20 protein-coding genes, 1 other RNA gene and 4 pseudogenes are annotated in these 25,628 nt (G+C 46.6%); 8 read left to right on the top strand and 17 right to left on the bottom strand.

Translation table 11 applies throughout. The features are described 5' to 3' along the window. Nucleotides 1–63: 63 nt before the first annotated feature. The 4 genes from WB371_RS20945 to WB371_RS20930 form a co-directional block, all read right to left on the bottom strand. The gene (locus WB371_RS20945; protein WP_182934613.1) at nt 64–888 is read right to left on the bottom strand and encodes a DUF932 domain-containing protein; all 825 of its coding nucleotides are present in this window, start codon (nt 886–888) and stop codon (nt 64–66) included. Between the two features lie 92 nt (nt 889–980). Further along, nucleotides 981–1,844 (bottom strand): GTPase family protein, encoded by an 864-nt coding sequence (locus WB371_RS20940; protein WP_089522297.1) that lies wholly within the window; start codon nt 1,842–1,844, stop codon nt 981–983. A 471-nt stretch (nt 1,845–2,315) separates the two neighbouring features. Next, nucleotides 2,316–2,999, bottom strand: coding sequence for a hypothetical protein (locus WB371_RS20935; protein WP_029591126.1), 684 nt, complete (start codon nt 2,997–2,999; stop codon nt 2,316–2,318). Between the two features lie 48 nt (nt 3,000–3,047). Then, nucleotides 3,048–3,392, bottom strand: coding sequence for an FxLYD domain-containing protein (locus tag WB371_RS20930; protein WP_020324802.1), 345 nt, complete (start codon nt 3,390–3,392; stop codon nt 3,048–3,050). A 584-nt stretch (nt 3,393–3,976) separates the two neighbouring features. Here WB371_RS20930 and WB371_RS20925 point away from each other — a divergent pair. Then, complete coding sequence (locus WB371_RS20925; protein ID WP_038434467.1) at nt 3,977–4,903, top strand: WYL domain-containing protein; 927 nt, start codon at nt 3,977–3,979, stop codon at nt 4,901–4,903. A gap of 266 nt (nt 4,904–5,169) precedes the next feature. On the opposite strand, the pseudogene WB371_RS20920 reads toward WB371_RS20925, so the two are convergent. From WB371_RS20920 to WB371_RS20905, 4 genes and pseudogenes are all read right to left on the bottom strand, one after another. Then, a pseudogene (locus WB371_RS20920) lies at nt 5,170–5,717 on the bottom strand (YfjP family GTPase); the annotation flags it as partial. Between the two features lie 211 nt (nt 5,718–5,928). Further along, on the bottom strand, nt 5,929–6,138 hold the full coding sequence (locus WB371_RS20915) for a KTSC domain-containing protein (protein ID WP_038434469.1): 210 nt from the start codon (nt 6,136–6,138) through the stop codon (nt 5,929–5,931). Nucleotides 6,139–6,140: 2 nt separating this feature from the next. Beyond that, entirely contained in the window at nt 6,141–7,973 is a 1,833-nt protein-coding gene (locus WB371_RS20910) for an ATP-binding protein (RefSeq protein WP_038434470.1), read from the bottom strand. Continuing rightward, on the bottom strand, nt 7,963–9,225 hold the full coding sequence (locus WB371_RS20905) for an SIR2 family protein (protein ID WP_068854569.1): 1,263 nt from the start codon (nt 9,223–9,225) through the stop codon (nt 7,963–7,965). The genes WB371_RS20910 and WB371_RS20905 overlap by 11 nt, the downstream gene beginning before the upstream one ends. A gap of 420 nt (nt 9,226–9,645) precedes the next feature. On the opposite strand from WB371_RS20905, the gene WB371_RS20900 reads away from it, so the two are divergent. The 4 genes from WB371_RS20900 to WB371_RS20885 all read left to right on the top strand — a co-directional run bounded on the left by WB371_RS20900 (nt 9,646) and on the right by WB371_RS20885 (nt 12,879). Further along, a complete protein-coding gene (locus tag WB371_RS20900) occupies nt 9,646–10,698 on the top strand; it encodes an adenosine deaminase (protein ID WP_038434471.1) in 1,053 nt (350 codons plus the stop codon). After that, nucleotides 10,695–11,255, top strand: a complete 561-nt coding sequence (locus WB371_RS20895; protein WP_038434472.1) for a non-canonical purine NTP pyrophosphatase — start codon at nt 10,695–10,697, stop codon at nt 11,253–11,255. The genes WB371_RS20900 and WB371_RS20895 overlap by 4 nt, the downstream gene beginning before the upstream one ends. After that, nucleotides 11,252–12,046: an SIR2 family protein gene (locus tag WB371_RS20890; RefSeq protein WP_038434473.1), complete on the top strand. Its 795-nt coding sequence runs from the start codon at nt 11,252–11,254 to the stop codon at nt 12,044–12,046. Before WB371_RS20895 ends, WB371_RS20890 begins: the two co-directional genes overlap by 4 nt. Before the next feature lie 269 nt (nt 12,047–12,315). After that, nucleotides 12,316–12,879 carry an SLATT domain-containing protein gene (locus WB371_RS20885; protein ID WP_071843241.1) on the top strand — a complete coding sequence of 188 codons (564 nt, stop codon included), beginning with the start codon at nt 12,316–12,318 and terminating at the stop codon, nt 12,877–12,879. Nucleotides 12,880–13,458: 579 nt separating this feature from the next. Here WB371_RS20885 and WB371_RS20880 read toward each other — a convergent pair. The 3 genes from WB371_RS20880 to WB371_RS20870 form a co-directional block, all read right to left on the bottom strand. After that, entirely contained in the window at nt 13,459–14,157 is a 699-nt protein-coding gene (locus tag WB371_RS20880) for an inovirus Gp2 family protein (RefSeq protein WP_219989640.1), read from the bottom strand. A 259-nt stretch (nt 14,158–14,416) separates the two neighbouring features. Further along, nucleotides 14,417–15,931, bottom strand: a complete 1,515-nt coding sequence (locus WB371_RS20875) for a YfjI family protein (protein ID WP_038434474.1) — start codon at nt 15,929–15,931, stop codon at nt 14,417–14,419. Nucleotides 15,932–15,957: 26 nt separating this feature from the next. After that, entirely contained in the window at nt 15,958–16,170 is a 213-nt protein-coding gene (locus WB371_RS20870) for an AlpA family transcriptional regulator (protein ID WP_013365117.1), read from the bottom strand. A gap of 125 nt (nt 16,171–16,295) precedes the next feature. Between WB371_RS20870 and WB371_RS20865 the strand changes: the two genes are divergently transcribed. Then, on the top strand, nt 16,296–17,159 hold the full coding sequence (locus tag WB371_RS20865; RefSeq protein WP_219989639.1) for a hypothetical protein: 864 nt from the start codon (nt 16,296–16,298) through the stop codon (nt 17,157–17,159). Nucleotides 17,160–17,229: 70 nt separating this feature from the next. Here the strand turns inward: WB371_RS20865 and WB371_RS20860 are convergent, their stop codons facing one another. From WB371_RS20860 to WB371_RS20840, 6 genes and pseudogenes are all read right to left on the bottom strand, one after another. Continuing rightward, the gene (locus WB371_RS20860; protein WP_038434476.1) at nt 17,230–18,471 is read right to left on the bottom strand and encodes an integrase; all 1,242 of its coding nucleotides are present in this window, start codon (nt 18,469–18,471) and stop codon (nt 17,230–17,232) included. 204 nt (nt 18,472–18,675) lie between these two features. After that, nucleotides 18,676–19,038, bottom strand: a transfer-messenger RNA (tmRNA) gene (gene ssrA, locus WB371_RS20855). 62 nt (nt 19,039–19,100) lie between these two features. Then, nucleotides 19,101–19,436 (bottom strand): annotated as a pseudogene (locus WB371_RS20850) (secretion protein HlyD); the annotation flags it as partial. Further along, nucleotides 19,426–19,520, bottom strand: a pseudogene (locus WB371_RS23900) (efflux RND transporter permease subunit); the annotation flags it as partial. The pseudogenes WB371_RS20850 and WB371_RS23900, both read right to left, overlap by 11 nt. A gap of 28 nt (nt 19,521–19,548) precedes the next feature. Then, a pseudogene (locus WB371_RS20845) lies at nt 19,549–20,195 on the bottom strand (efflux RND transporter periplasmic adaptor subunit); the annotation flags it as partial. A 612-nt stretch (nt 20,196–20,807) separates the two neighbouring features. Then, on the bottom strand, nt 20,808–21,662 hold the full coding sequence (locus WB371_RS20840; RefSeq protein WP_336221934.1) for a MurR/RpiR family transcriptional regulator: 855 nt from the start codon (nt 21,660–21,662) through the stop codon (nt 20,808–20,810). A 293-nt stretch (nt 21,663–21,955) separates the two neighbouring features. Between WB371_RS20840 and WB371_RS20835 the strand changes: the two genes are divergently transcribed. Both WB371_RS20835 and iolD read left to right on the top strand, forming a co-directional pair. Beyond that, nucleotides 21,956–23,461 (top strand): CoA-acylating methylmalonate-semialdehyde dehydrogenase, encoded by a 1,506-nt coding sequence (locus WB371_RS20835; RefSeq protein ID WP_336221933.1) that lies wholly within the window; start codon nt 21,956–21,958, stop codon nt 23,459–23,461. An 11-nt stretch (nt 23,462–23,472) separates the two neighbouring features. Then, a complete protein-coding gene (gene iolD / locus WB371_RS20830) occupies nt 23,473–25,398 on the top strand; it encodes a 3D-(3,5/4)-trihydroxycyclohexane-1,2-dione acylhydrolase (decyclizing) (protein ID WP_336221932.1) in 1,926 nt (641 codons plus the stop codon). Nucleotides 25,399–25,628 lie beyond the last annotated feature (230 nt).

Genomic DNA, 25,628 nt, shown 5'->3' with positions numbered 1-25,628 from the left:
CACTCAATCCAATGGAGGTAAAATGGACAGGGAGTGTCCTTTCCTAACATGCTGATAACAAACTCAGGACTGAAACCCACTCAGCATCGCTTCAGCCATCACCCAGAGAGCCCGGTTGAGCCTCACATCTCCGTCGATACCACGCACGGCGCGGGTATGCGTTCGCCCACCTTTTGCACTCCGGCCACTAAGCCCGCCCTTAATCAGGTTCTCCTGAATACGCTGGTATGTGGTCCACAGATCATTGCTCTCATCCTGCCAGCGGCGTGGGGAGAGTATCTGAGGTGCTGTCACCGGCTGGTGGTCCTCTCCGAAACGGTACGTCAGTGCAGCCTGTGCCAGAGCCCGTTGTGCAGGTGGCGGCAACATCAGCGACTGCATGGCATCCCGTTTCTCTTCCACACGGTCAAAAATCCCCAGCACTTCATACGCCCCCTCAATCACCTGACTCACGACATCTCCTTTGTGCGGCACCCGCACCTCGCCAAACGACTCACCGCAGACGAGTCCGTTCTGGCATACCGCACGGAATAGTCCCGGTAGCATCTGATATGAACTGGAGCCATCGTGAGAATTGAGCAGAATAATTTCCGGCACCTGCTTACCGGTAATCTGCCCCTCCCGACGCAGGCGCAGCATATGCTTTGTATGCTCGCGACGCCCAGGATCACGCACGCGGGTCTGACAGGCAAAGAACGGCTGAAAGCCCTCTCGCTGCAGACTGTCCAGCAGAGAGATGGTGGGTATATATGTGTATCGTTCACTGCGGGATTTGTGTTTGTCCTCGCTGAAAACGCTAGGTACCACAAGAAACAGTTCTTCGCGGGTTAACGGACGGTCACGACGGATAAGATTTACTGCGCCAAAGCGCGAAGCCAGACGGGTCATAAGCAAACTCCTCATGATGGAAAATAAATACAAAAAGCCCCGCCGCAAGGTCGCGGCAGGGCTGAGGGAAAAATGGGCTAGAGGGTTAATTTTCAGAAGAAGAAATTCCAGACTGCACGAGCGACTGATACCACGATGTCGCGTACAGACTGGATGACTGTCCGAACCGGGGCCGGTACCAGGGGCAGGGAACTTACTGTGTCCAGTACCGAGCCGACCGTTTCACCAAAATCGTCACGGGCTTTTTTATTAACGGCATCGGTACGAAGTGGAGCACTAAGCTGTACCGCCACCGGACTGCTGGCCTCGCGTGGCAGGCAACGAATCATACGCTCCGCCATTACCCGCAGTCCCCATTGCAGACGAACCGACACCGCACAGATCGGATTTACTGGTTGGAACAACTCATGTAGCAGACAGATTTTACGGCTGATATTTTGTTTCTGTTTCGTGGACAATGTCTCTCCACTGCTAGTGGGCTCGGCCTTATCCGACTGACTGATAACAAACAGCACCTTATGGCGGTAAGCTTCCCCAATTATCTGATAATAAAAGTGCTCATCCACTCCAAGTGCCCGATCATCAGCCTTAATCAGCCACAGTACCAAGTCGAGTTGGGGGAGTTGTTCGTGGTACAGCGCAGCATACTCGGTATCACGAGCTCTGCTTTCACCCACGCCGGGCAGGTCGACGATGGTCATAAAGTGTTCGCCAACCTGCTGACGGAATCGCAAAGGTTCACGGGTACAGGCTGATATGTCGCTGACTGGCGATACCTCACTCGCAAACAGAGCATTGCACAATGAGGACTTACCCGCTCCAGTTTTTCCCATAATACCGATCATTGGCTCGTAATTTGTCAGTTGACGAATTTGCTGCATGACTTGTTCTGAGGCCCATTCTGGTAAGCCTATAAGTGAGCCCTGCAGCGAATGCAAGCCTTCCTGATTTCTCATGGCATCTCCTGAATTTAAGAATAAAAAACGGCGAACCCTTATGGATTCGCCGTAATGATGTTGTGTTCAGAAGGATGATATATGTCTGAAATTATTTCGAATGCTTATACACCGGACTCTTTCAGGGTTTTCTGAAATTGCAATTCTTACTGGTAGGCTAATTCATTACTCTTTATAGGTAAAAAGGGGCGATGTTTGCTTTTTGAACAAACAAAAAAAGCACCGTTAATTAGTCGGTGCTTTTTATATTGTGATTACTTCTTCATTGGTGGGATTTTAGGACCGCTAGCTGGTACAAAAGAGCTCTGGGATGTTGTCTGACCTGAGGTCTGGCGACCATATCCTGGAAGTTGGTTACCTTGTTGTGGCCGAGCAACCATTTGCAGCCCCTCAGACATTACCTGAGCACCATTTGTTACCATCTGTAGCCCATCCTGAATCCTGATCTGTCGACCGTCAAAAGTCGGCATGCTAGTTGTTTTCGGTGTCTGATTCTTTGACATTTGAAGCCTCAATGTAATTTTCAAATACGACCATTTTACCGTATTCTTTGGAAAGATAGATAAACCCCGTCGTCCAGAGAACTGCTCCCGTTTCGGAATTGAGTACAGTTGCGTTTAGAAGCCCTAGTTCCTGAGATTTGTCATTTTCGTTATACAGATAGACATTCCCATGAATGAGCATGTTGTTTTCATGCAACAGAACGTAGCATTGCCCGGTATTTCTATGCATGATCTCAACCGACCTTATAAAGGCATTATCATCACCGTATTTATTTGAAATACCCTTACGTAGTAATAGTTCATGAAATGTTCGCTTGGTTGCAAGATAGACAGCTATCAGCCCCAAGGGGATAGCACAAAGCCCGCCCAGCAAGATCTCCAGTGGATTAATTGCTATCTTTTCCTCATTGGGAATTGACCAGACCGACAGTAATCTCCAGCTTATGGATTTGGTATCACCGATCCCTGCAATCAGTTGAAATAAGCTCACAGCTGCCTGCATTGCCAGATAAGTAACGATACCAAATACAACCGACATCAGAACATATCGAAATGAATCCCAGGATTTATGTTGAGTGTAGGTATCATAAATTAGTGCCATAATGACACCAGGGATCATTATTGTTACTAGAGATACTGTCAGTGTGTTCATTTATATTCCTGATAATTTACTCTTACGAACAAACCATTTAATAAAACTTCAATTTATAACGTTAATCTCGGTAACCTTAAAACTATCAGGCTTAACAGAAAAACTATTATAAGGAGCCTGTACTTTCCAGCTCTGTCCGGCCTCCAGACTCTCTACCATAGCGATGGTTTGCCCCACTACGGTATTATTCTGAAGAAGGTTAAATTTCACGAACACATGCTTTAGTGTTTGATTAGTAGTATTAATACCATTACCTTCAATTTGCTGCATCCCATTTGGCGTTGTGGCAAAATGAAGATCAGAAAGAGCAACCTGCTGGCTACTATCTGCTGCGAACACTGAACCAGAAACCACAGCTGTAGTAAGAATGATATTACGAAGAATTTTTTTCATTACATTACCCTTTAAATAGAAGTTGAGCTATGTATAGCAATTAAAGGCAGGCCACATTGACCTGCCTAGCACTGGTTGAACTATTTAGCCTTACGACAAGCCGTACAATGAGGAATGACAAGGACTTTACCCTTTTTCGGCAAAATTACCTTACCCGTCTTTTCATGAATGGCTTTTGTAGCAAAAGTGATTTCACAATCCTGTTTACAGCGTGGGCAGTAGCCCATTCGTGGTGTGGTCATATACCACTCCTTATGTTGCACGGAGTGTCATTTCACCGGAGGCAGGCTTGTCGGCTACGCTATAATTAACGTATACTCAACATTCTGATCAGCAAGACTCAGTGGTGAATGACGCTCCGCAGAGTTTTTGTTTTTCTGGTGAAGGACTGTTTGCAGACAGTCCTTCACCATCCCCTCGAAATAATCCAACCAGACCAACGACTTCACCTGAATGAACCTTCCTGAGCTATCATGTCGATTTGATTACTTTCTCGACTGAGGTAATCCTATCTCATTGCGTAAAGCAGTGCAACATGTGATAATGAACAGTATATTTAATAGATCATAAATTGGAGCGTATCGATGACGATGTTTCATGATGTTCATCTGGAACTGCTGGTCGACGCCTATTCACTTCCCCAGGCAGAACGACTTGCGTACATAGATCTCTGTATTCGCTATCTTGGCAGCATCTCCAGAGCTGAAATTATGGCTGAGTTCAAGGTTGCTCAGGCTGCAGCATCTAAGGATCTTGCTCTCTATCGGGAGTTAAAACCGGATAACTGCTGCATTGATACTGCAACCAAAAGAACTGTTATCCTTGCAGACAGCTATACCCCACTAATTAGGATTGGTGTCCACACGGCCCTTAACCTTATTCAGTATGGGTTTACACGCTCCGAATTAATGCAAAAGCGCCCAATGCTACCCATTGATGAAGTGGACCCGCTCTATCAGCCGGAACGCCTCAAAGAAGAACAGGTAGCGGCGGTAACAAGGGCAATAAAGGGACAATGTGCAATTAGATGTTCCTACGGTTCAAAAAGTGGTGATCACAGGGAAAGGATACTGTTTCCATCAGCATTGTTTGTTGATCGTAAGAACTGGTATTTCAGAGCTTATGACCGAAATGAGGAACAACCACAGCGCAGTGGTTTTAAGAACTTCAAATTATCTAGGCTTTTTGATGCTCATTTGGAAACAACAATTTCGCCGACTCTTGCCGAGAAGACGGATAGAGAGTGGGACGAAGAAATCACTTTTATCATTGAATTTAAAAAAAATTTACCAAAAGAAACAATTAATGAAATATCGCGCGAGTTCTCTATAAATGGTAACGTCCATTCCGTCACTTGCCGTGCAGCATTGGCCTGTTATGTAAAAACCAATTGGAAAATTGACTTGGTCAATGATGAAAATAATAAGTGGTTATACTTTGATGTACTGAATGCAGAAGCTTTACAAGAAGTTCAGTGTTTAGCACCATTGTTTGAAGAAAAAAATGGGTAAGCATGACAAGCCATTGTATCCGGCCCTCAAGGTCGCTAGCAACCATGCGGGAGTTGCTGCCCTTGCCATCTTCAACGGTGATGCTGTAATGTTACGCAAGTAAGCACTCTGCCTCTCAGCCTACTACTGCAGAGTGAAAAGACTCTGGCAACAGTATAAAGCAAAAGCCCCCGACGCAAGCGTGTCAGGGGCTGTAGGACAGAGCATAGTTGCGATAATGCGATCAGTAACCAGCCTGCACTCGTCAGCCCCAATGCAGGCGGATCGACCGCATTTACCGGCCGGAGTAGCTCATGCAGCAGGCAGGTTTTGTAACTGATATTCTGCTTCTTCTCCGTGGAGAATTTATCACCACTGCTGGTGAGATCTACCTTATCCGACAGGCTGATAACAAACAGCACTTAATGCTGGTATGCCTCACAAATCACCCGGCGATAAAAATGCTCATCCACCGCCAGCACCCGGTCATCGGCATTAATAAGCCACAGCACAGGTCGAAGCGGGGAAGTTGTTCACGGCACAGTGAGGTGGACTCCACATCCCGCGACGTGCATTCACTGACTCCTGGTAAATCAAAAATCGTCAGTAAGCGTTCTCCGACCCGGAGATGAAAGCTTAAAGGTTCACGGGCACATGCAGCAACAACGCTAATCGATGACACCTTCCCGGCAAAAAGCGCATTACACAGGCTACTCTTTCCTGCGCCAGTTTTGCCTTTAATGCCAATTATCGGCTCGTAGTGAGTTAACTGATTTATTTGCGGCAGGCCGGAAAGTGACTTCTGTAGCGGGTGATGGTTATCAAGATACTTCATTATTTTTCCTCTGAATAAATATCTGAGGTTATTTAAAACATTGCTGTCAAGTTTGATAATATAATAGATACGCTGTTCTTTAATAGTTAATTGATTAAAGAATAATACTCATGATAACTTCGTATGTAAACTTTAATACCTGATAAGCTAGCGTTATATTTATGTGTCTGACATGGATCGGGCTGCTCGTGTAGCAGCCCAATGTGGTCAATTAAACTCTTGAAAAAGGGACCGCATTTTTTATATATATATTAAAGAACTGCCCCTTAGAAGGGGCTGATTTGAATTGTTCGTAAAGATGCTCATTAACATTATAGTATTGGTAAACAGCTCCATCCTTAAATTCGATTTCCATGGTTTCACTGGCAGAATCATAACCAGCAGACATAATGTTTGATGATGATACGGCGTCGCGGTGCATATTTAGCTCTCCTCAGGTTCATCTTCGATTGGTGAACGGGTGATTTTAAGTTTTTGGACAACTGCGTTAGTCTGCTGGCTACGCCAAGAGGCAACCACGCGGTCATAGCCTTCGGCTGAACGCCTGCTAGCCCAAGCCTGGGTGACTTTGGGATCGTTACTACGGGGTAAGTGCTTTTGGCAGGGCAAGGTAATGCGACAACGGACAGGGAGTCGAGCCGCTTCACCGGTGATGATTGCTTCACCAGTTCTCAACACGGGCAAGAGGTCCATCAGCCCGGCTAAGTTATCCGGCAAAGTTCCTTTCACGCGTGCACGATCTACAGGATTTGATAACCGAAGCGCGATGATCGTGCCACATTGAGATAAAACGGTCTCATCTACTTCTGCTGGTCGCTGGGACACAATCATAGCCCCTACACCATATTTACGACCTTCTTTTGCTATGCGTTTTACCACTTCAGAGGCGACAGTTCCAGCATCAGGTCCTAGATAACGATGAGCCTCTTCCATCACTACTAAAAGAGGACGCTCTACACCTCCCTCAGATTTTTCCCGACTCCAAAAAAGTGCTTCATAAACAATACGTAAAATAGAGCCGATGAGTCGAGTTAAAACTCCACTAGGGACTCCGGACAAATCCAATATAGTGATTTGTTTATCATGACCTAGCCAACCTTCTAACAGTTTATCGAGATCTGTTTTAACTGTTCCCGTGAGATCAGGCTCCCAATCGCCGGGGTGAAGAAGAAAATCATAGCGGCGATCTAGTAGGCGAGAACGAAGTAAATTTAATGGTCTTCGAATACCTCTAGCTGCTGTGTTTGTGAATGGCCCTTTGGTGCCCATAGCGTGAGGTTGATATTTTGGTGCGACCAAGGTTTCTGCATCTCCGGATTCTTCAAGTGCAGGTTCATCACGATTTACACCGATATAAGTTGTTGTTTCAAAATCAACTAATTCATACCAAAGTTGTTTTAAGCTAAACGGTACTGGGCTATCTACAGTAAGAGTTCTGGAATCAATACCCGCTCTTGGATTTACTTGAATACCCTTGTCTTTTAACTCCACAATTTTATCTGTAAAGGCAATTTCGTGAGCTTCAGAAAGCCCTCCTGTTATGAAATCTAGAAGTTCACCAGCTTCTAAGGCCCAATAGGGAACAAATAATGGCTTTTGATCCTGACTAGGGGTTGCACTGAAAACAGTCGATACATCTTCCAAAGCCTTAGTGTACTCGCCATGTATGTCGAGCATAAGGATACGAGCGCCAGGTGATCCCTGAGTTTCATCTTTTCGAATAATTGATCTCAGGAGGCTTGCAACAGTTGTGGATTTACCTGCCCCAGTAGACCCTAATATTGCTGAATGGCGCGTTACAAGAGCATCTAAAGAAAGACGCACGTCAATGTTTTCCGCGCTCGCAAGATGCCCTATTTTCACTTGGTCATCACCGATTGAACCGTAAATTCTTCTTAGATCAGTTTCGGTAACCAAGTGTACTGAGTCATTTATATTAGGATGCTGGCTTAAGCCTCTTTCGAATTGCCCACCGACTGTTTCACCGGCAAGCTGGACAGTCATCCACCTACCTGAGTCGATTTCAGAAATATCAGATTGTGAGGGTGCGGCAGTGGCCCCGATCTCAGAAACGATACCAAATAGATCCTGATAGCCCTGAGGAATTCTGACAAAACTGCCCACTTGGCCAACTCGATATGTATGTCCTTTAATGACGGCAAAACCAGAGTCCAAGGACTCAGCAAGTTTAATAGTGAGGGTGGCACCTGAAACAGCACTAACGACACCTAAATATGTCGGATCATTACCGCTCATTTTGGCTTTCCTCTAGCTCAACCTCATTTCTGCCGCTTCCATTAGTTTCATACTCCGTTCTATCTGGTTCATCCCTTTTCAAAGATTGTGCTATCAAATCATTTGCTTGGGCTAATGCACAGAAGCGAGCAAAAGCTGCAAAATCCCCTAATAAAAATTGGTTTGGCTCTTTCGAAGATCGTGGAGCCCAAAAACTTTCGCGAATACTTCCCCAGTTTTTAGGTAATTCCCCTGGACGCCATTTTCCTGGGACGCCTCCTATGACAGCTCCATCCGCTGCGTAGACGCTCAGATTAGGTCTATCACTTGCTAATTTTACGGCAGGCTCTTCCATTGCAATAACTTGATATTGAAATGCCAATACAGCTGTATTGGCATTCATCGCTAAACTTTCATCAAGAACAGCACAAATATGTGCGTCCCTAAAAGAAAATCCAATCGTGAGTAACAAAGAGTCAGGAGTAAGTAAAAATCTTTTAAGTCTCTCAAAGAGAGCGGAGTAAGGCTGTTTTTGAGTTAAATCATATTTTAAATGGTCTGGATAAACTAATTCGGCAGCTTCTCGCCCATGTCCTCGGACAACAGCTCCGTCTTCCAATGCCCAGCCAAGGGAACCATGCATCTTCCACAATTTTGCCCATCGCGCAGGTAAGTCATCACCTGCTACCGAAACAGGATCAAAGAAAGGTTTACTGCCTCCTGAAAAACCGTCAAAGTAAGGAGACCTTACTCTTTCAAACGCCTCTTCGAAAAGAAAATCATAGTTTGTAGTGAAAATTTCTACAGAATTTGAACGAACGGTACCAGTAATCCATGCGATTAAATCAGAATATGCGTTTCGTTCTTTGGGCAAATAAACCCCGACAATTTCAGAGATCTTTTTACAGATATCTTTGCCTAATTGCCTATAATCTTCTGAATTGAGCCCCTCTACCTTCGTTTTCCCCAACGCTTGTTCTAATAAACGAATACGTGATAAAACTGATTCAATGTTAGCGGTATTTCCTAAGCTTTCTTTTATTGCTTCGACCGCCTTTGTCTGAATGTCTGTCAGCCCTGAGGTTGCTTGCAGTGTCAGTGCCTCTACACCCGGAATAAGCGACTTACCATCTGGGTCTATCTCATTCTTATCATTTACGCGGATTGCGAGTGGTGCTCCTGCACCAACAAGAATTCCAATACGCTTCCTGCCCTGTGACAGTACCTGTCGCAAATCAGACATAAACCGATCAGGATTGTGGAACGTTTCCATAGTTCTCCTTTTATAGGTGTTGTCGCCGGACTTCTTTTGCAGGACTTTACATTCGGCAGCATTATCCCGAATAGCATGTCAAACCAGCAACCTCTTTCTATCGCATTGCTACCGTAAAAAATCAGTTGAAGCAGCCAAGTTTGCTGTTCATTGGAGTAAGTGTTTGTAGCAGAATAATTAGTCACCACCCTATCTTTTTTGTGGATTTCTTTGATATGCCTCGTAGTGTTTATCTCAGCGTGATGAAGGTCACAACTGTTTCAAACGCATTGCATCCAGCAAGCAGTTCGTGTAGCTGTGAAAAATAATGAAAATGAAGCAATAGACTAGAAAGCTGACTGGTTGATACCATCATAGGATGTTGGTTGACGTTGTTGCATCACAGTGTAATGAAACTTGCGGCTGGCCTAAGGATAGAGATTGAATCAATGTAAAAATGACTCGGCAAAGAAGTATAGTTGGACTGGCGAACATAGTATTGAGCAGTATGAGAGTACAAAGGCGAAATTTAGCGACATAGACCGAGCAGAGCTTCACGTACACATGAACGGATCGATCCCGCTCTCAACTATTCAAGACATTTTTGCGGACGAATCAACAGAATTGCCAGCGGGTTTCTTGATTGAGCGGGATATACTGCGATACAAACCTTGCCAGTCGTTGGCGTCATACTTGACACCTTGGCAAGTACTACGACTTTTTCCCAAAAAACGCGAAAATCTAAATCTTCTGTCCCTAGCCGTTTTTGAGAGTTTGTCGCAGAACAACGTGCGTTTTGTTGAACTGCGAAGCAGCGTTTTATATCTCGCTAGCTTGCAAAATTGTGCTCCTGCTCATGCGCTTGAGCGTCTTTTAGAATCATCTAGATCTGCATCCAGCCGCTTCGGTATACGAACTGGTTTAATACTCACAGTGACACGTGGTGATTACAGCTCAGTAGCCTTGTCCACCCTTCTTCAAGCCTACCAAGATCTCGGCCAGCCAAGTGATGTGGTGGGGCTGGATCTGGCAGGCGACGAGGAAATTACCTACCCAGCCGAATTACCTTCTCTATTTCGTAAGGCGAAGGATCGATTCGGGCTAGGAATCACTATCCATGCGGGAGAAACTGGACGTGTGGATAACGTTCGTACAGCAGTAGAATTGTTTGGTGCGGATCGTATTGGTCATGGAACAGCGGCTAGCAAGGCCCCTCAACTACTAGATTTCTTAGCAAAGAAGGATATCTGTATTGAAGTTTGTCCGATCAGCAACAGATTAACTGGAGCGGTTCTCAAAAACGAAGCCCATCCTTTGCTTGCATTCCAACGTCATGGGGTCCCTTTCGTGATTTGCTCAGACAACCCCGCGATTCATCAACGAGGCCTAGCAGATGATCATATGGCGGCTATGAATGAAGGGCTATCAGCCAGAGATATTTACGAACAATTCGACGTCGCAAAACGGTACTCATTTATAGAGGGTTTAGATTGAAAATTCGATTTATGTCCGGAAATCAGCACAAGATCAACGAAGTCCAGCGAATACTTACTCCTGTCGGAGTTGAAGTCGTACCGGTGTCACGAAAAATTGAAGAGTTACAAACTGAAGATGTTCATAGCCTAGTGCGAGATAAGGTAACAAAAGCATTTGAAGCGATAGGTCGACCGCTCTTTGTCGAACACACCGGACTTTATCTAAGCGGCCTCAATGGGCTTCCGGCAGGATTAACACAGATATTCTGGGATAAGCTAGAGGCGGAGCGATTTGTTAAGCTAGTTGCTGGTCTAAATGATGCTAAAGTGATCGCGAAAACAGTTCTCGGGTATTGCGATGGCCGGGAGATTCAATTGTTTGAAGGCTCTATCGAGGGAACAGTACCTATTAAACCTGCGGGCCCAGCGGACTTTCAATGGGACTGTGTTTTTGTCCCGAACGGATGTACCCAAACTTTTGCTGAGATGGGCTCAGAGAAGGATGCCATTTCCATGCGCCGTAAAGCTCTCGATCTGTTTGCCGAATATCTCAAAACTTCTGAGGATGTAAGATGAACTCTGAGTTACTGCAAGCGTACCGCACCGGCAAGCTCATGCTTTTTGTAGGTGCTGGAGTGTCAGCCAATCTTAACCTGCCTACCTGGAATGAGCTAATAGGTCGCATAGCTCAGGACTTGGGTTACGATCCGAAGATTTTCTCCACTTACGGAACACCACTTGCTCTTGCTGAATATTACAAGAGAAAAAAAGGTACACTTGGGCCACTTCGAAGTTGGATGGATCGCGAATGGCACAAGCCCAGTACAGATGTCTCAACTTCTGAAATCCACCGATTGATAACTCATGGACGATTTTCACGAATTTATACAACAAACTATGATCGTTGGTTGGAAATGGCCCACGATAAGTTCGAGGTGCCATACGACAAGATCGCTAACGTTTCCGATCTCGTATCTGCCACCGAGGGGCGGCGTCAAATAGTTAAATTCCATGGGGACTTTGATGATGAAGATTCTATCGTTCTTGACGAAACAAGCTACTTTCAGCGATTGAACTATGACTCTCCACTGGATATTAAGCTCAGCAACGATATTTTGGGGAATTCAGTACTCTTTATCGGATATAGTATTTCAGATATCAATATCCGACTCTTGTTCTACCGACTGACTGAGATGTGGGGACGCTCGGTGCTGCCATCTGCTAGACCAAAGTCATACGTCTTCACGAATCGACCGAATCCTGTAGCGAAGGAAGTTTTGAGTCAGTGGGGGATCGAAATGATTGTTTCAGAAGAGGACGATTCAAAGAAAGCACTGACGGAATTCCTTCAAAAATTAGTGAGCTAACGATCTCTTTGTTGTGATTTCAAGGACTAGCGCCATTCCGTGCAGAGTTGGTCACTTGCGGATGACGGTAAGCGCCTTGCGCCATCTAGGGTAATTTATCGCACGACAAGGCGCGATAATTAGTCAGCTGTAGTTGACTACAGGGATTGAAAATCTATAACCTATCAGACAGCAGGTTGCTGTCTGATTTTAGGCAATTCAAACTCGACACTAAAAGTGTAGGGTGTATAGCACCATTCGGTAGGTCTACAATTTAGGTTAAGGCGAAAATGACTAACATTAAGGATGACTTCACAGTGCCAGAACTCATTTGCGTGCTTAACTCTTGGTTAAAACGCTGTAAAGAGGCTCGTGATGGTCATTATAAAAGAGCAGAGACTTTATTTGATCGCTCACAAATTCTGGGGTACATGCTTATATATTCAACAGTCTTTGTTACGGTGTTTTCTTTTTTCACACCAAATACAACAGTGATTTTTTTATTTGGTATAACTAAACAGCATATAGTTGTACTAATTGGGTGCGTTTCAGCAGTTATTTCTGGAGTGGTTACTCAGGCAAGGTATGGAGAAAGAGCTGAGATTCATCGCTCTTCAGGCGCTCAATACGCTAATTTAGCACGAAAGATAGAGGTGCTTCAGTTAAAAATAAACGCTGAAATCATTAACAGAGATAACATGGGTATTCAATCCAGTGAAATTATTGCGGAATGGAATGATCTGTCAAAAAACTCATTATTAACACCACATAGAGAAAGTAAATCTAAATTAATGTTACATGTCGCTATCGCCTTAATGTTTTCACTTGTCTTTTTCATTGTAGCTCACACATAAAAAGCAATCTAACGTTATAAACATAATGACCTGAATCAATCACGGAAGATAAATATATTTTATAGCACAACTGAACTATGTTTTCATGGTGCCGAATGACATAAATTGGTGGGATAAGAATTTAAGTTAATTCTAGATGTATTTATAGGATGTTTCTATAACAAAAACCTTAAATCAGCATGTGATTATAGGAAGGTGGCAAAACCAGCATGCTGTGATGCACAGAAAAAATGATGTACATTACATGTAATTATTATCATTTTGATCAGCTCGTCACTGATTAATTTATAGCGACATTGGCAATGTCCGCTTAATACGCTCAATCTCGATACACTCATGTGATGTCATAGGTGCAGAATCTGGCTTCATCCATATCTACAGCAATGGGTATGAATACAGCATAATGAAAAGCCAATCTTAAAGAACAAAGCCGTAGGGTTATCTCTTAACCCCCTGCTACAGCTGCTACATGTAGCAGCTGTAGCAGGATACCGAGACACTGTATCGAATTTTCTACCGAGAAATGTGTCAATGATGTTAATTGACAGAGTGAGGATAAATACCTCACCCAGAGTGCTATTAACAGGCTAATCCGCCTAAGCGTGGATACTGGCTTGTGCCAAAGTTGCGGTAACCGCTGCGGACATCTTTAGTCCTAGTTTTTGCCAGATACGCCAGTCGAATCAGGAAATCCCAGTAGACTGGGTTACGATCCAAAGTATCGAAGATGCTAAACCTATAAACAGAATTTGGTGGGAATTCAGTTAATGTTGCGTAATCTTCGTGAGCAAGCCCTACAGCACTGCACCAGGCTTTCTGTATTCGGGTTGCCATATTTTTAGCATTGAGTTCTTGGTAGTTGCCTAGGTACCCATATACATCTGCATTAAACAACAACATCAGGTGATAATGGGGATGTACGCTTGCATCACGTTCCCTACACCACCCATAAGATGGAAATGTCGGGTTACCCGGTCTCTTGGACCGGTGATGATCTGCCCGTAACTGGCTTTTCAGTGACTCGAAGAAGCGAGTGATTGCCTGCGCATCATCGCGCTGGAAGCATATTGGTAGATCAGGCTCTCCCGGTACATAGGATTGAGCGAACCTTGTGTCAGTACGAATAGCTAGTATTCGGTTATGCTGCTCCAGTGTGCCGTAGACCATGTTGAGTAGTGGATTGAGAATATCGAGGTCAATAGGCGATCTATACTTTCTGGAGGCTATTTCTACCAAGTTATCGGTTTCTTCATTGGTAAGTGAATATAGTGATTCCATAATAATCCTTCATTCTGTAAATATTAATCATTGGATCGTGGGTAGCCCTCACGCTACCCACGTGATGTTGGATATAACTTCTGTAGGGGTTGTCACTCTTGATGATTGTTTGTACAGGAGTAGACCTTTGATAAAGGTATATTACATCTACCGATTAAAACTCATGAGCTGTCCTCCTCAATAATTTAAGCTGAATCCTTAGTGTTACTTGTCTTAAGAACAAAAAAAATTAATCAGAAAGAGCCAGCTTACTCTGAAGTTATTCAGGTAAACGTAGTTTACTCATCGCAACTGTTCCTGAGTCTAACAACGGGATATTGGTTTTTTCAGCTAGTTCGCTAGGTTCCATTTTGGAACCAATAAATTTGACATAATTAACCCCACCTCGTTCAAATAGTTGTACTATTCCTTCAGATTCAAGTTTTTCTAAAGCAGAATTCAGACTTTCTGAACGCCTGACTGAATATGGACCTTTTTTAATGATATCATTCCTCTTGAAATCGTAAGAACCATTACTAACAAGATGCTCCTCCATGAACCATACCAATTTTTCTGCAGTTGTAGGTTCTCGGGTAGTATCGACCTTAGTGATAAGGTGATTAATAATCCATTGTGTTATTTTAGTAGCTGACATTAAAGTTTCCTTGGTAATTATTGGTGAGTCGGGTGTAATAAACATTTGCATTACTGCTGCGATTCTCGTAGCTTGTTCCATAATTCTTGAGGCGAAATCATCATAGTGATGCAACTCCTCTCCTTTTTGCATTAGTTCCCTGATTCGTTTACTTTGTGTATCCCATGACGCTTTCGCCTCTTCAGATAAAGTAATACAGATACGTTCTTCATTTTTTTCTCTACGCTCTATCCCGTCTTGCAAATGCTTAACGAGAATAGAGAAAAAACCATCAAGTCCTGGTTCATCAGACCATGAACACGCATCAGGGATGTTGCATAGTTCAGGAAGTTGCTCCAGATCAATCAATAATAAACGCGCTAAGAATCCTGATTTTCTTAATTTTTTCCCCCGCTTACTTATAAAGTCGTTAAACAATTCAGGTTGTAACAACAGCAATACGGTCAGCCGGACATCATCAACATCGTAGCTGTCACGAGATGCTCTGCTGTCAGAGATTCTCCCTTCTCCCCAAAGAGAGTTAAAAACTGATATATTGCGAAAAAGATTGCTGTCAATCACCCCACCGGCTTCATCAGAGCCGAGCATCAATGATGGAGAACCCAGCGCTAATGCCTTTCTAAGTCCCTCACTTGTCGAATCATTTTTAGTAAGATACTTTCTTTCTGGGACAGATGGTTTTCTTCTTTGGCACTCCTCCAACGCCTCAAGTGCCTCAGTTACATCAACCTTCTGACGAACAGCTTTGCCAAATTGTTTTTTAAGCTCTTTTAGCTCGGTTTCCCAGGATACTAGTTTAAGCTTATGAATTTTCTCTTTTAACAGAAAATCATTTCGCAGCTCTTTTTCCAGTTGATAAATTTCCCCCATCAACAGCCTGAATACCGTTGATTTCCTGCTACCTGAGCGTGCCAATAGCATCAGATAAAGTGATGTAAAGGTTCTCCCATTTTTAAGCTGAATATCAAATTTGTCCTGGCAGGCAAGTGCCATTACCCCAAGTAAGACTATTAAAATAAGTTCAGCGGCGGCTCCTGTTTTATAATGTATGTAGCTTATTAACCGTTGTGCAAAAGTGGGAAGCGTCTGGAACTTTAGTCCAAGTTCTTTATTTTGCGTTGAGCTGTTTTTTTTAGACATACATCCTATCTAACTCCTCTTTATAATTAATTAATAAGACTACGATGTAACAACCATTCATCAATTTCTGATTCAAGCCATCCAACTGATTGTGTTCCAAGCTTTCTTTTCTTCGGAAAAGTTGGATCATATCGTGGCGACCTCGGGTTCAACCAGTCATAAATTGTGGCTCGCGAGATACCTGTTTTATGGATAACAGCAGGTAAGCGGAGTATCCTGACTGCTGATGAAGTGTTCATACTAGTTTGCCTCTTGTTAGCTCAGTTTGGTTCCAGCAAAGAATAGCTGCAAGGATTCTTCGAAAAAATACGGCTAGCAAAGGTTTATTTTTAACAGGTTTAACTTGTTGATATTGTGGGGCTAAATGTTTTCTATTGAAGTTTTTAGTGAAGAAATTAGTCGAAAACGCAGTGCTCTCTCCAGTGAGATTAAAGACTGTGAATGGCGCATGTATGCCCAAATTCTGGATGAAAAGCATACATACATGCAGGCTGAACTGACTATGATGAAAGAGCGGGCCTGGAACTCCAAAAAATTTGGTCCGGGAATATTATTGTATTCATCCTCTTATCTGAAAAAGCATAGGTACACTGACTCTCATAAGGACTTTCCATCAAATGAGAAAAGCACTGAGTTAGCTACGCTTATTGAACGTTATTGGAGTTCATTAGAGGCTGAACTTCTGAGGGATAATGTTGCTGTCATTATCCCTGAATATATCTCTATGGATGAACTCTTTAAATTTCATCTTAGGTATGCACAGAAGTGCTATAAATGGGGTGAATTAGTTATATCAGACAATGAGGATGTTGCATTTGAAGCATTTAAAAAAGCATCTGAGTTATTTGATAAAAGCATGGGGATGGTTTGGTATAAAACTTCTGTAGATAAACGAAATAAACTTTTAAGTATCAGAAAGAAGTCTGGGCGAAAAGGAGGGATGAAAAAAGCTGAAGTTTATGGAATTATCCAAGGAAAGCTTGTGGAGCTTATTAATGTTTTAGCCCCAGAGCAGGGATGGGGAAGTAAAGCTGCTGCCGTGAGAGTTCTCATTGAACCTTTGTGGGAATTTGTTGAGGAATCAGATTTTATGATTGATAACCAAAGTAAAAAATATAGATTAGCAACTGCTAGTCAAGATGCTTTAGCTGAAACTATCATAAAATCTTGGTCGCAAAATAATGAAAGTATTAAACAAGCTTTTGATGCGAATGTAAGAAAAAAATAATCAGTTATTAATCGGAGCTTCGGATTTGAGTGAAAGATATAAGCGCCAGTTTGAGGCGCTTATATAAATACTATCCGACGAGCCTTATACCTCGAATGCCATCTCCAATCATACTTCCGTGATCAGCAGCCATAACGAAGTCAGCCCACCACTGCATCATCGGGCGTCTCTGCTCAAGATAATCGCTGCGGTTATATGCTCGACGTACCTCATTCTTATCCACGTGGGCCAGTGCTGCCTCAATAACATCAGGCGGAAAGCCTTGTTCATTAAGGGCTGTACTGGCGATAGATCGCAGACCGTGTGAAACGAGCACTCCACCAAAACCTGCGCGTTTTAGCGATGCGTTTACGGTCTGACTGTTCATAGGTTGGTTTGGCTTGATGCGGCTGGGAAAGATAAATTCTCGATTTCCACTTAACGGCTTCATCATCTCTAGTATCGCAATTGCTTCATCTGACAATGGAACAGTATGGTCGCGGTTCATTTTCATGCGTGCTGCAGGAATCTTCCACTCTTGTGCTTCTATGTCTATCTCTTCCCAGCGAGCTTCAGCCGCTTCGGCAGGGCGGGTAATAGTAAGAAGTTGCCACATGAACAGGCAGCGTGTGGAAAGGCTAATGCTGGCTGTTCGCATTGTCTGCATCAATTGAGGTAGCTGATCCGGTCGAATGCTGGGCATGTTCTTTTTCTGAGGCTTCTCGAAGGCTTTGCCAATATTAACGCTGGGAACAGCATCAATCAGCCCTGTGTTTTGGGCATAGATCATGACCTCATTAATGCGCTGGCACAGGCGACGAACGGTTTCCAGTGCTCCTCTGGCCTGAACCGGTTGGACGGCCTGAACCAGTGTGTGAGCTTTAATATCTGTAACGCTAACGTCGCCAATCGCAGGAAAGACATCTCTTTCAAGAGAGCGCCAGATATCTTCCGCATAGTCCTCTGTCACGCTGGCTTTCTTCACATTCCACCATCGTTCAGCTACGAGCTGGAAAGTATTTGTTTTGGCTTCAAGCGAACTGCGCAGTTGTTCTTGCTGATGCTCCTGAGGATCGATTTGTTTCGCCAGGAGAGAGCGAGATTCTGCTCGATAGTTTCTGGCATCGGCAAGCGTAACTGACGGGTAGGGGCCTATGCTCTTCTTCGCACGTTTCTTAGTGACAGGGCGAATGTAGCGAAACTGCCAGATTTTACTCCCGCTGGATTTAATCAGTAGCTCAAGGCCATCGCCATCATAGAGAACGTAGTCCGCTTCCTTGGGTTTAGCAGATTCGATTTCTTTAACGGATAGAGGTTTGGTTTGTCTTGCCATTGCCGGGTTTCCATAGTTTTAGGCACCTCAAAAACAATAAAGCTTTACGAGGTGCCTAACAAGGTGCCTAAAAGGTTCGGATTTAATTAGTTGGCATCAGACTTCGCGGGACAAATTGCAGGTACAAAAAAGCCCGCAGGGCTTGCGCCATGCGGGCTCTTAGGACTTCATCGGATGACTCTGGTAATCACCGATGGAGAATTTTGGTGGAGCTGGCGGGAGTTGAACCCGCGTCCGAAATTCCTACATCCTCGGTACTACATGCTTAGTCAGTCTTTACATTCGCCTGGCACCTGCGGATTGACACGCCACTACCAGACTAGCCTGATTAGTTTTAACGCTTCAACCCCAGGCAGGGCATCCACGCGATCTCTTTTGGGTTTGACCTCTCTTTGATCCCCGTCTTAAGAGCGGAAGCTAGGGAGAGAGGGCTCAGAGCAGGTTATTAAGCTGCTAAAGCGTAGTTTTCGTCGTTTGCGACTATTTTTTGCGGCTTTTTACGAGGCCAACCGCCCCTCGGCATGCACCTTGGGTTTCGCAAATCCCGTCGAATCCAGAATCAGCCCCAATGTGTTGCAGCAAGTATAACAGACTTGTGACAGCCCTTGCCACCCCCAATCCTCAAGGATTTACCGCTCTCGCAGCGCTTCTCGCGCCCGATTGAACGGTTTGATTAAGTAGTCGGCGATGGTTTTTTCCCCGGTTTTTATATCCACGGTGGCAATCATGCCCGGGACGATGGAAAAGCGGCGTCCCAGTTTATTTTGCAGGTAATCCTGGTGGGTACGGATAAAAACACGATAGTAGAAGACTTCCGCTTTAACTTTGTCCTGGATGGTATCGGGCGAGATGGTTTCAACGACGCCCTCCAGACCGCCATAAATGGCGTAATCGTAAGCGGTGATTTTGACCATCGCCCGCTGGCCGGGATGGATGAACGCGATATCACGCGGTGACAGGCAGGTTCATGATTGCGATACCCCCGTAAACATCATGATAATAGCGAGCACCCAAGCGAAAACCGGGCGCTCAATAAAAAAGTTGGCCATGAAGAAAGAGTCCTTAATGCCTGAAATATTACTGTTCAGCTACCGTGTCCGGGGTGTTCAGTTTTGAAGGGAGAACCCGGGCTTTGATTCCCGGACGAATTCTTTGTAATCCGGACACAATGACCCGATCGCCAGGGCGCAATCCCGCGGTCACTAACCATTGATTACCAACGGCCTTCACTGCGTTTATTTCACGCAGTTGCACTACGTTTTCCTGGTCAAGGATCAGCGCGGTGGCTTTTCCTTGCTCGTTATGCGTAATTCCTTGCTGGGGACCATCAATACGTTTTGTTGACTGCCTTCGTCCAGCAACGCAGTGACATACATGCCGGGTAAAATTTCACCTTCAGGATTGGGAAATACGGCGCGCAGGGTTACCGAACCGGTGGTCTCATCAACAGCGGGATCGGAAAACTCAAGCGTACCGGTATGGCGATAGGGTTTGCCGTTTTCCAGCATCAGCTCAACCGGAATTTTGCCTTGTTGCTGGGCAATTTTGCCGTTGGCTTTCTCTTCTTTCAGGCATAGGAAGTCTTGTACTGACTGCTTTAAATCAACATAGATCGGATCTAATCTCTGAACGGTGACCAGCGCGTTTTCCTGATTGGCAGTCACCAGGGCACCCACGGTCACGGAAGATTTGCCGCTAATGCCATCAATGGGCGAGGTAACAACGCCGACCTCGGGCTCCATGGCGGTTTTTACTGTAGGTTTATTATCGCAGGCGGTGATGATGACGCTACTAAAGAATAATGGTATCAACAGTAAGCATTTTCTGTTCATAGTAATCCCTGAATAATGTGTAAACACAAATGTTCTTTTATGACATGCAGGGTGGGGGAGTTGTCGGTAAATAACAAAAGATAGTCAGGTATGAGAAGGGTAAAGCTCATTTCTTCGCTAAAGAATTAGCGGTTAAAAATTATCTGTAACAGGAAGAACGCATGTTAAGCGAAGGATCTCATGAAGCAGGATGGCGGAATAAGATAAACGCGGGGTGATGAGAAGGGATATTTGCCAACACCTGACTCCGGAATATAGTCGCGCCATCTTACCTCTGGGATTATTTCACTAGCTCCGGAGTTACCTGAGTGACTGTATTGGCGTAGTAAGGCGCTCCCCACAATTAATATAATTGTAGCTTATGGTAATAACGGATTGTCTTTCATCTGGTCGCTGAATGAGGACGATATTTTCAACGACCATAAAAGTAACGGCAGACATCACGATTTCACGTCACGCTGGCGGGAATGTAATAAAGCGGATCATCAATTTTCGCGGCGCTCATCACCCGACAGAATGACCGTTTTCATGGCTTCCGTCACCTAGCCGGTAAGCCAGCGCCACCACGAGTGACTGTACCAGGCACAGCGTCGCTGACTGGGAGCGAAACGCGTCGACCTGCGCCTCTTTCACCACAAAGCAGAGATCGCTGAATGTGGCCAGCGGGCTTATCTGGCTGTCGGTAATCACGATCTGGCGCGCGCCGGCATTGGCCGCAGTTTCGCTGACCATCACTGTTTCTTCCGCATAAGGCGAGAAGCTAATCGACACGACGATATCGTGCGCTTTGATGCGGTTAATCTGCTCGCGCAGCATTCCACCCATGCCGTCGAGCAAAATAGGGCGACATTCAAGATGGCTCAGGGCGTAGGTGAGATAGGCCGCTACGCTAAACGAACGACGTAGACCTGCGATGTAAATGGTGTCGGCTTCTGCCAGCAATTGTACGGCGCGCTCCAGCATTTCAGGTTCGGCACGGGCTGCCAACTGCTGGAGCGCCTGGGTATTCGAACGGGCGAACTCCTGCAGGATATCGAGCGGGGTTTCCGGCACGGCTCCGCTTTCCATCTCGCGGAACATGCGCGCGCGGTCGCTGTAGCTGGCGGTTTCCTCCACCAGGTTCATACGAAACAACTGTTTCATTTCGTTGAAGCCGGTGAAGTCAAAGGCATTGGCGAAGCGGATCAGCGTAGAGGGTGGCACTCCGGCACGTTCAGCAATGACGGCAACCGTATCAAAGGCCACGCTATTGGTATTATCCAGCACATAGCGGGACACCTGCTGCAGCCTCTTACTCAGGCTATCGTAGCGATCGCGGATTTGCTGCTGCAGCTCGTTCAGGCTGGTTGCTGTTGTCATTTTACCTCCTGGTACATAGTTTTATGATTCTAAACGCAAAACCGCGTCTTTGAAATGTCACTCATTCATCTGGCTGTAAAAACGAAACAAAAGCTTCAGGCTTGTCGTTCGCTGAAACGTTCTGCCAGTACACGCTAATCATGCGATTCCGCTTGTTAACATAAAAACCCATTCTTGATCACATTAATCATTATTTATTTTATTTCAGCTTAAAATGGAATGTTTGTTTCATATATAGTACACAGATAACAGTGTTCAGGTAACAGTCACGTATCAACAGCGAGAGGTTAAGGATGGAGACAGTAGCGAATTTTATCCACGGCGAATGTGTCACCGGTTCAGGCCAGCGCGTTCAGGCAATCTTCAACCCGGCCACCGGCGAGCAGATCCGCCAGGTGGTGATGAGTACGACACAGGAAACCGAGCAGGCCATTGCGGCAGCGCACGACGCATTCCCCGGGTGGGCTCGCCATTCTCCGTTAAAACGAGCGCGAGTGATGTTCCGCTTTAAGGCGCTGTTGGAAGAAAACATGGAGAAGCTGGCTCGCATTATCAGCGAAGAGCATGGCAAGGTGTTCTCTGACGCAGTTGGTGAGCTGACCCGCGGCCTGGAAGTGGTGGAGTTTGCCTGCGGCATTCCACATCTGCAAAAGGGCGAACACTCAGCCAACGTAGGGACCGGCGTCGATAGCCATTCGCTGATGCAACCTCTCGGGGTTTGCGTCGGGATCACGCCGTTTAACTTTCCGGCAATGGTACCGATGTGGATGTTCCCTATCGCGCTGGCAACCGGGAATACCTTTGTGCTGAAACCCTCGGAAAAAGACCCTTCTCTCGCGCTGGCACTGGCGAAATTGCTGCAAGAAGCCGGATTGCCGGAGGGTGTGTTCAACGTTGTGCAGGGGGACAAAGAGTCCGTTGACGTGCTGTTAACTGACCCGCGCGTGCAGGCCGTGAGCTTTGTCGGCTCTACGCCGATTGCGGAATACATTTATCAGACGGCGTCAGCCCACGGTAAGCGTTGTCAGGCGTTAGGTGGCGCTAAAAATCACTGCATTTTAATGCCGGATGCCGACATGGATATGGCGACCAACGCCATTATGGGGGCCGCGTACGGCGCGGCGGGTGAACGCTGCATGGCACTCTCCGTGGTGTTGGCTGTAGGGGATAAAACGGCAGACGAGCTGTGCTCGCGACTGGAAAAACAGATTGCGGTGCTGCGTGTCGGACCGGGGCTTGATCAGACACCGGAAAATGAAATGGGGCCGCTTATCTCCTCGGTACACCGTAATAAGGTGCTCGGTTATATCGACAGTGGAGAATCGCAGGGGGCCAGCCTGCGTGTTGATGGTCGGCGTTTTAGTGTCAAAGGCCATGAGCAGGGTTATTTTGTCGGGCCGACCCTGTTTGATAACGTCACGCCGGAGATGACCATTTATAAAGAAGAGATTTTTGGACCGGTGCTTTCTGTGGTGCGCGTAGCAGATTACAGCAGCGCGGTGGAACTGATTAACCGTCATGAATATGGTAATGGCACGGCGATTTTCACGCGTGATGGCGGCTGTGCGCGTCGCTTCTGCGAAGACGTGCAGGCGGGCATGGTGGGCGTAAACGTGCCTATTCCGGTGCCGATGGCGTTCCACAGTTTTGGCGGCTGGAAGCGGTCCATTTTTGGTGCGCTTAACGTTCATGGGAACGATGGCGTGCGCTTCTACACCCGGATGAAAACCGTCACCGCACGCTGGCCGGAGATGCTGCAGGACACAGGGGCAGCGTTCTCCATGCCGACGCTGGGCTGACAGGAGGGTTTATGCAAACCGAACGTATGACCATGGCTCAGGCGCTGGTCAAATTCCTTAATCAACAATATATCTGTGTCGATGGCGTGGAAACGCCCTTTGTCGAGGGTGTCGCCACCATCTTTGGTCACGGTAACGTACTTGGTATCGGCCAGGCGCTGGAGCAGGCACCCGGTCATTTGCAGGTGATGCAGGGATGTAATGAGCAGGGAATTGCGCACATGGCGACCGGATTTGCCAAACAGCATCGGCGCCAGCGTATTTTTGCCGTGACGTCATCGGTTGGGCCGGGAGCGGCAAACATGGTGACCGCCGCGGCAACCGCGACGGCGAACCGTATTCCGCTGCTGCTGTTGCCAGGCGATGTCTACGCCAGCCGTCAGCCGGACCCGGTATTGCAGCAAATTGAGCAATACCATGACCTGGGCATCAGCACCAACGACTGCTTCCGCCCGGTCTCGCGTTACTGGGACCGGATTAACCGCCCGGAGCAGTTAATGAGCGCGATGCTAAATGCGATGCGAACGCTTACTGACCCCGCAGATACTGGTGCCGTAACCATCTGCCTGCCACAGGATGTGCAGGGAGAAGCTTGGGACTATCCGCAAAGTTTCTTTGTGCGCCGCGTTCATTTGATCGAACGTCGACCGCCCGACCCGCAGCGTCTGGCGATGGCGCGGGCGCTGATTGCCCGCAAACGCCGCCCGCTGGTGGTATGCGGCGGCGGGGTACGATATTCCGGCGCGCATGAGGCGTTTCGTACGTTTGTTGAAACGCTGCAACTGCCGTTTGCCGAAACTCAGGCCGGAAAGGGAGCGCTGGTTAGTGACCACCCACTTAACCTCGGAGGCATTGGGGTAACTGGAGGGATGGCAGCGAATCAGCTCGCACCGCAAGCCGATCTGGTGATCGGCATCGGTACGCGTCTCACTGACTTTACCACCGGTTCGAAAGCGCTGTTTTCTCATCCGGAGGTTGAGTTCCTGCTGCTGAACGTCGCGGAGTTTGACGCACTGAAACTTGATGCTACTGCGCTTATCACCGATGCCCGTACCGGGCTTACGGCATTAACCGAAACGCTGAAAGACTACCGCAGCGATTGGGGGAAGGAGGTCGCGCAGGCGCAAGAGGCCTGGCGCGATGAGTGCCAACGTTTATGGGATCGCGACTGGCGCCCCGATGATGAACCCGAAGTGGCAGGGCATCTTGACGCTCAGTTGGCGGAATATGGCGACACGCTAAACACCCGGTTGACCCAGACGAAGGTGCTGGGACTTATCAATCAGCACATTGAAGATAACGCTATCGTCGTGGGGGCCGCCGGATCGCTGCCCGGCGATTTGCAGCGTATCTGGCAGGTCAAAACTCCGGACAGCTATCACCTGGAATACGGTTATTCCTGTATGGGCTATGAGATTGCGGCGGCCATCGGGGCCAGGCTGGCGCAGCCGCAGCAGCCGGTTTATGCCATGGTGGGGGATGGCTCATACATGATGCTGCATTCCGAACTACAAACCGCCGTTCAGGAAGGGATAAAAGTTACTATCCTGCTGTTTGATAACGCCAGCTTCGGGTGCATTAACAATTTGCAGATGGGGCACGGGATGGGGAGTTTCGGCACGGAAAACCGTCACCGCAACCCGCAAACCGGACGGTTGGATGGGCCGCTGGTGAAGGTTGATTTTGCCCAGAACGCCGAGAGCTACGGCTGTCGCGCCTGGCGGGTACATGATGAACAAAGCCTGCTGGCGGCGCTGGAAGCCTCCCGTGCGCATTCGGGACCTGTGCTGCTGGACATCAAAGTCCTGCCGAAAACCATGACCCACGATTACGCCGCCTGGTGGCGCACTGGCGATGCGCAGGTGGCAGAATCACCGTCGGTGCGAAAAGCCGCCGAGCAGACGTTTGAACAGGTGAAAAACGCTCGTCAGTACTGACGCCAGGTAATGCCGGATGTCGCTGCGCTTATCCGGCCTACAACTAATTCTAACCTGTAGGCAGGATAAGGCGTTCGCGCCGCCATCCGGCAATCTGCAACAACGAAATTTTCATTTCATTTTTCCTTTCTCTTCATCCATCGCCTCCTTCCTGAACGGAAGGGGGCCAATTCCTGCATTATCTCTGCCTTTATGTTGTGATATTGATAACAAATTTTATCTCGATCGTC

It is taken from the genome of Citrobacter amalonaticus, assembly GCF_037053465.1.
Lineage (GTDB): Bacteria > Pseudomonadota > Gammaproteobacteria > Enterobacterales > Enterobacteriaceae > Citrobacter_A > Citrobacter_A amalonaticus_H.
The sequence above is the reverse complement of the archived record's forward strand: the minus strand, read 5'-3'. Positions and strand labels throughout refer to the sequence as shown.

Coding starts and splice junctions, on each gene's coding strand:
- WB371_RS20945 (WP_182934613.1), bottom strand. CDS start 888: ATGACCCGTCTGGCTTCGCGCTTTGGCGCAGTAAATCTTATCCGTCGT.
- WB371_RS20940 (WP_089522297.1), bottom strand. CDS start 1,844: ATGAGAAATCAGGAAGGCTTGCATTCGCTGCAGGGCTCACTTATAGGC.
- WB371_RS20935 (WP_029591126.1), bottom strand. CDS start 2,999: ATGAACACACTGACAGTATCTCTAGTAACAATAATGATCCCTGGTGTC.
- WB371_RS20930 (WP_020324802.1), bottom strand. CDS start 3,392: ATGAAAAAAATTCTTCGTAATATCATTCTTACTACAGCTGTGGTTTCT.
- WB371_RS20925 (WP_038434467.1), top strand. CDS start 3,977: ATGACGATGTTTCATGATGTTCATCTGGAACTGCTGGTCGACGCCTAT.
- WB371_RS20915 (WP_038434469.1), bottom strand. CDS start 6,138: ATGCACCGCGACGCCGTATCATCATCAAACATTATGTCTGCTGGTTAT.
- WB371_RS20910 (WP_038434470.1), bottom strand. CDS start 7,973: ATGAGCGGTAATGATCCGACATATTTAGGTGTCGTTAGTGCTGTTTCA.
- WB371_RS20905 (WP_068854569.1), bottom strand. CDS start 9,225: ATGGAAACGTTCCACAATCCTGATCGGTTTATGTCTGATTTGCGACAG.
- WB371_RS20890 (WP_038434473.1), top strand. CDS start 11,252: ATGAACTCTGAGTTACTGCAAGCGTACCGCACCGGCAAGCTCATGCTT.
- WB371_RS20885 (WP_071843241.1), top strand. CDS start 12,316: ATGACTAACATTAAGGATGACTTCACAGTGCCAGAACTCATTTGCGTG.
- WB371_RS20880 (WP_219989640.1), bottom strand. CDS start 14,157: ATGGAATCACTATATTCACTTACCAATGAAGAAACCGATAACTTGGTA.
- WB371_RS20875 (WP_038434474.1), bottom strand. CDS start 15,931: ATGTCTAAAAAAAACAGCTCAACGCAAAATAAAGAACTTGGACTAAAG.
- WB371_RS20870 (WP_013365117.1), bottom strand. CDS start 16,170: ATGAACACTTCATCAGCAGTCAGGATACTCCGCTTACCTGCTGTTATC.
- WB371_RS20865 (WP_219989639.1), top strand. CDS start 16,296: ATGTTTTCTATTGAAGTTTTTAGTGAAGAAATTAGTCGAAAACGCAGT.
- WB371_RS20860 (WP_038434476.1), bottom strand. CDS start 18,471: ATGGCAAGACAAACCAAACCTCTATCCGTTAAAGAAATCGAATCTGCT.
- WB371_RS20840 (WP_336221934.1), bottom strand. CDS start 21,662: ATGACAACAGCAACCAGCCTGAACGAGCTGCAGCAGCAAATCCGCGAT.
- WB371_RS20835 (WP_336221933.1), top strand. CDS start 21,956: ATGGAGACAGTAGCGAATTTTATCCACGGCGAATGTGTCACCGGTTCA.
- iolD (WP_336221932.1), top strand. CDS start 23,473: ATGCAAACCGAACGTATGACCATGGCTCAGGCGCTGGTCAAATTCCTT.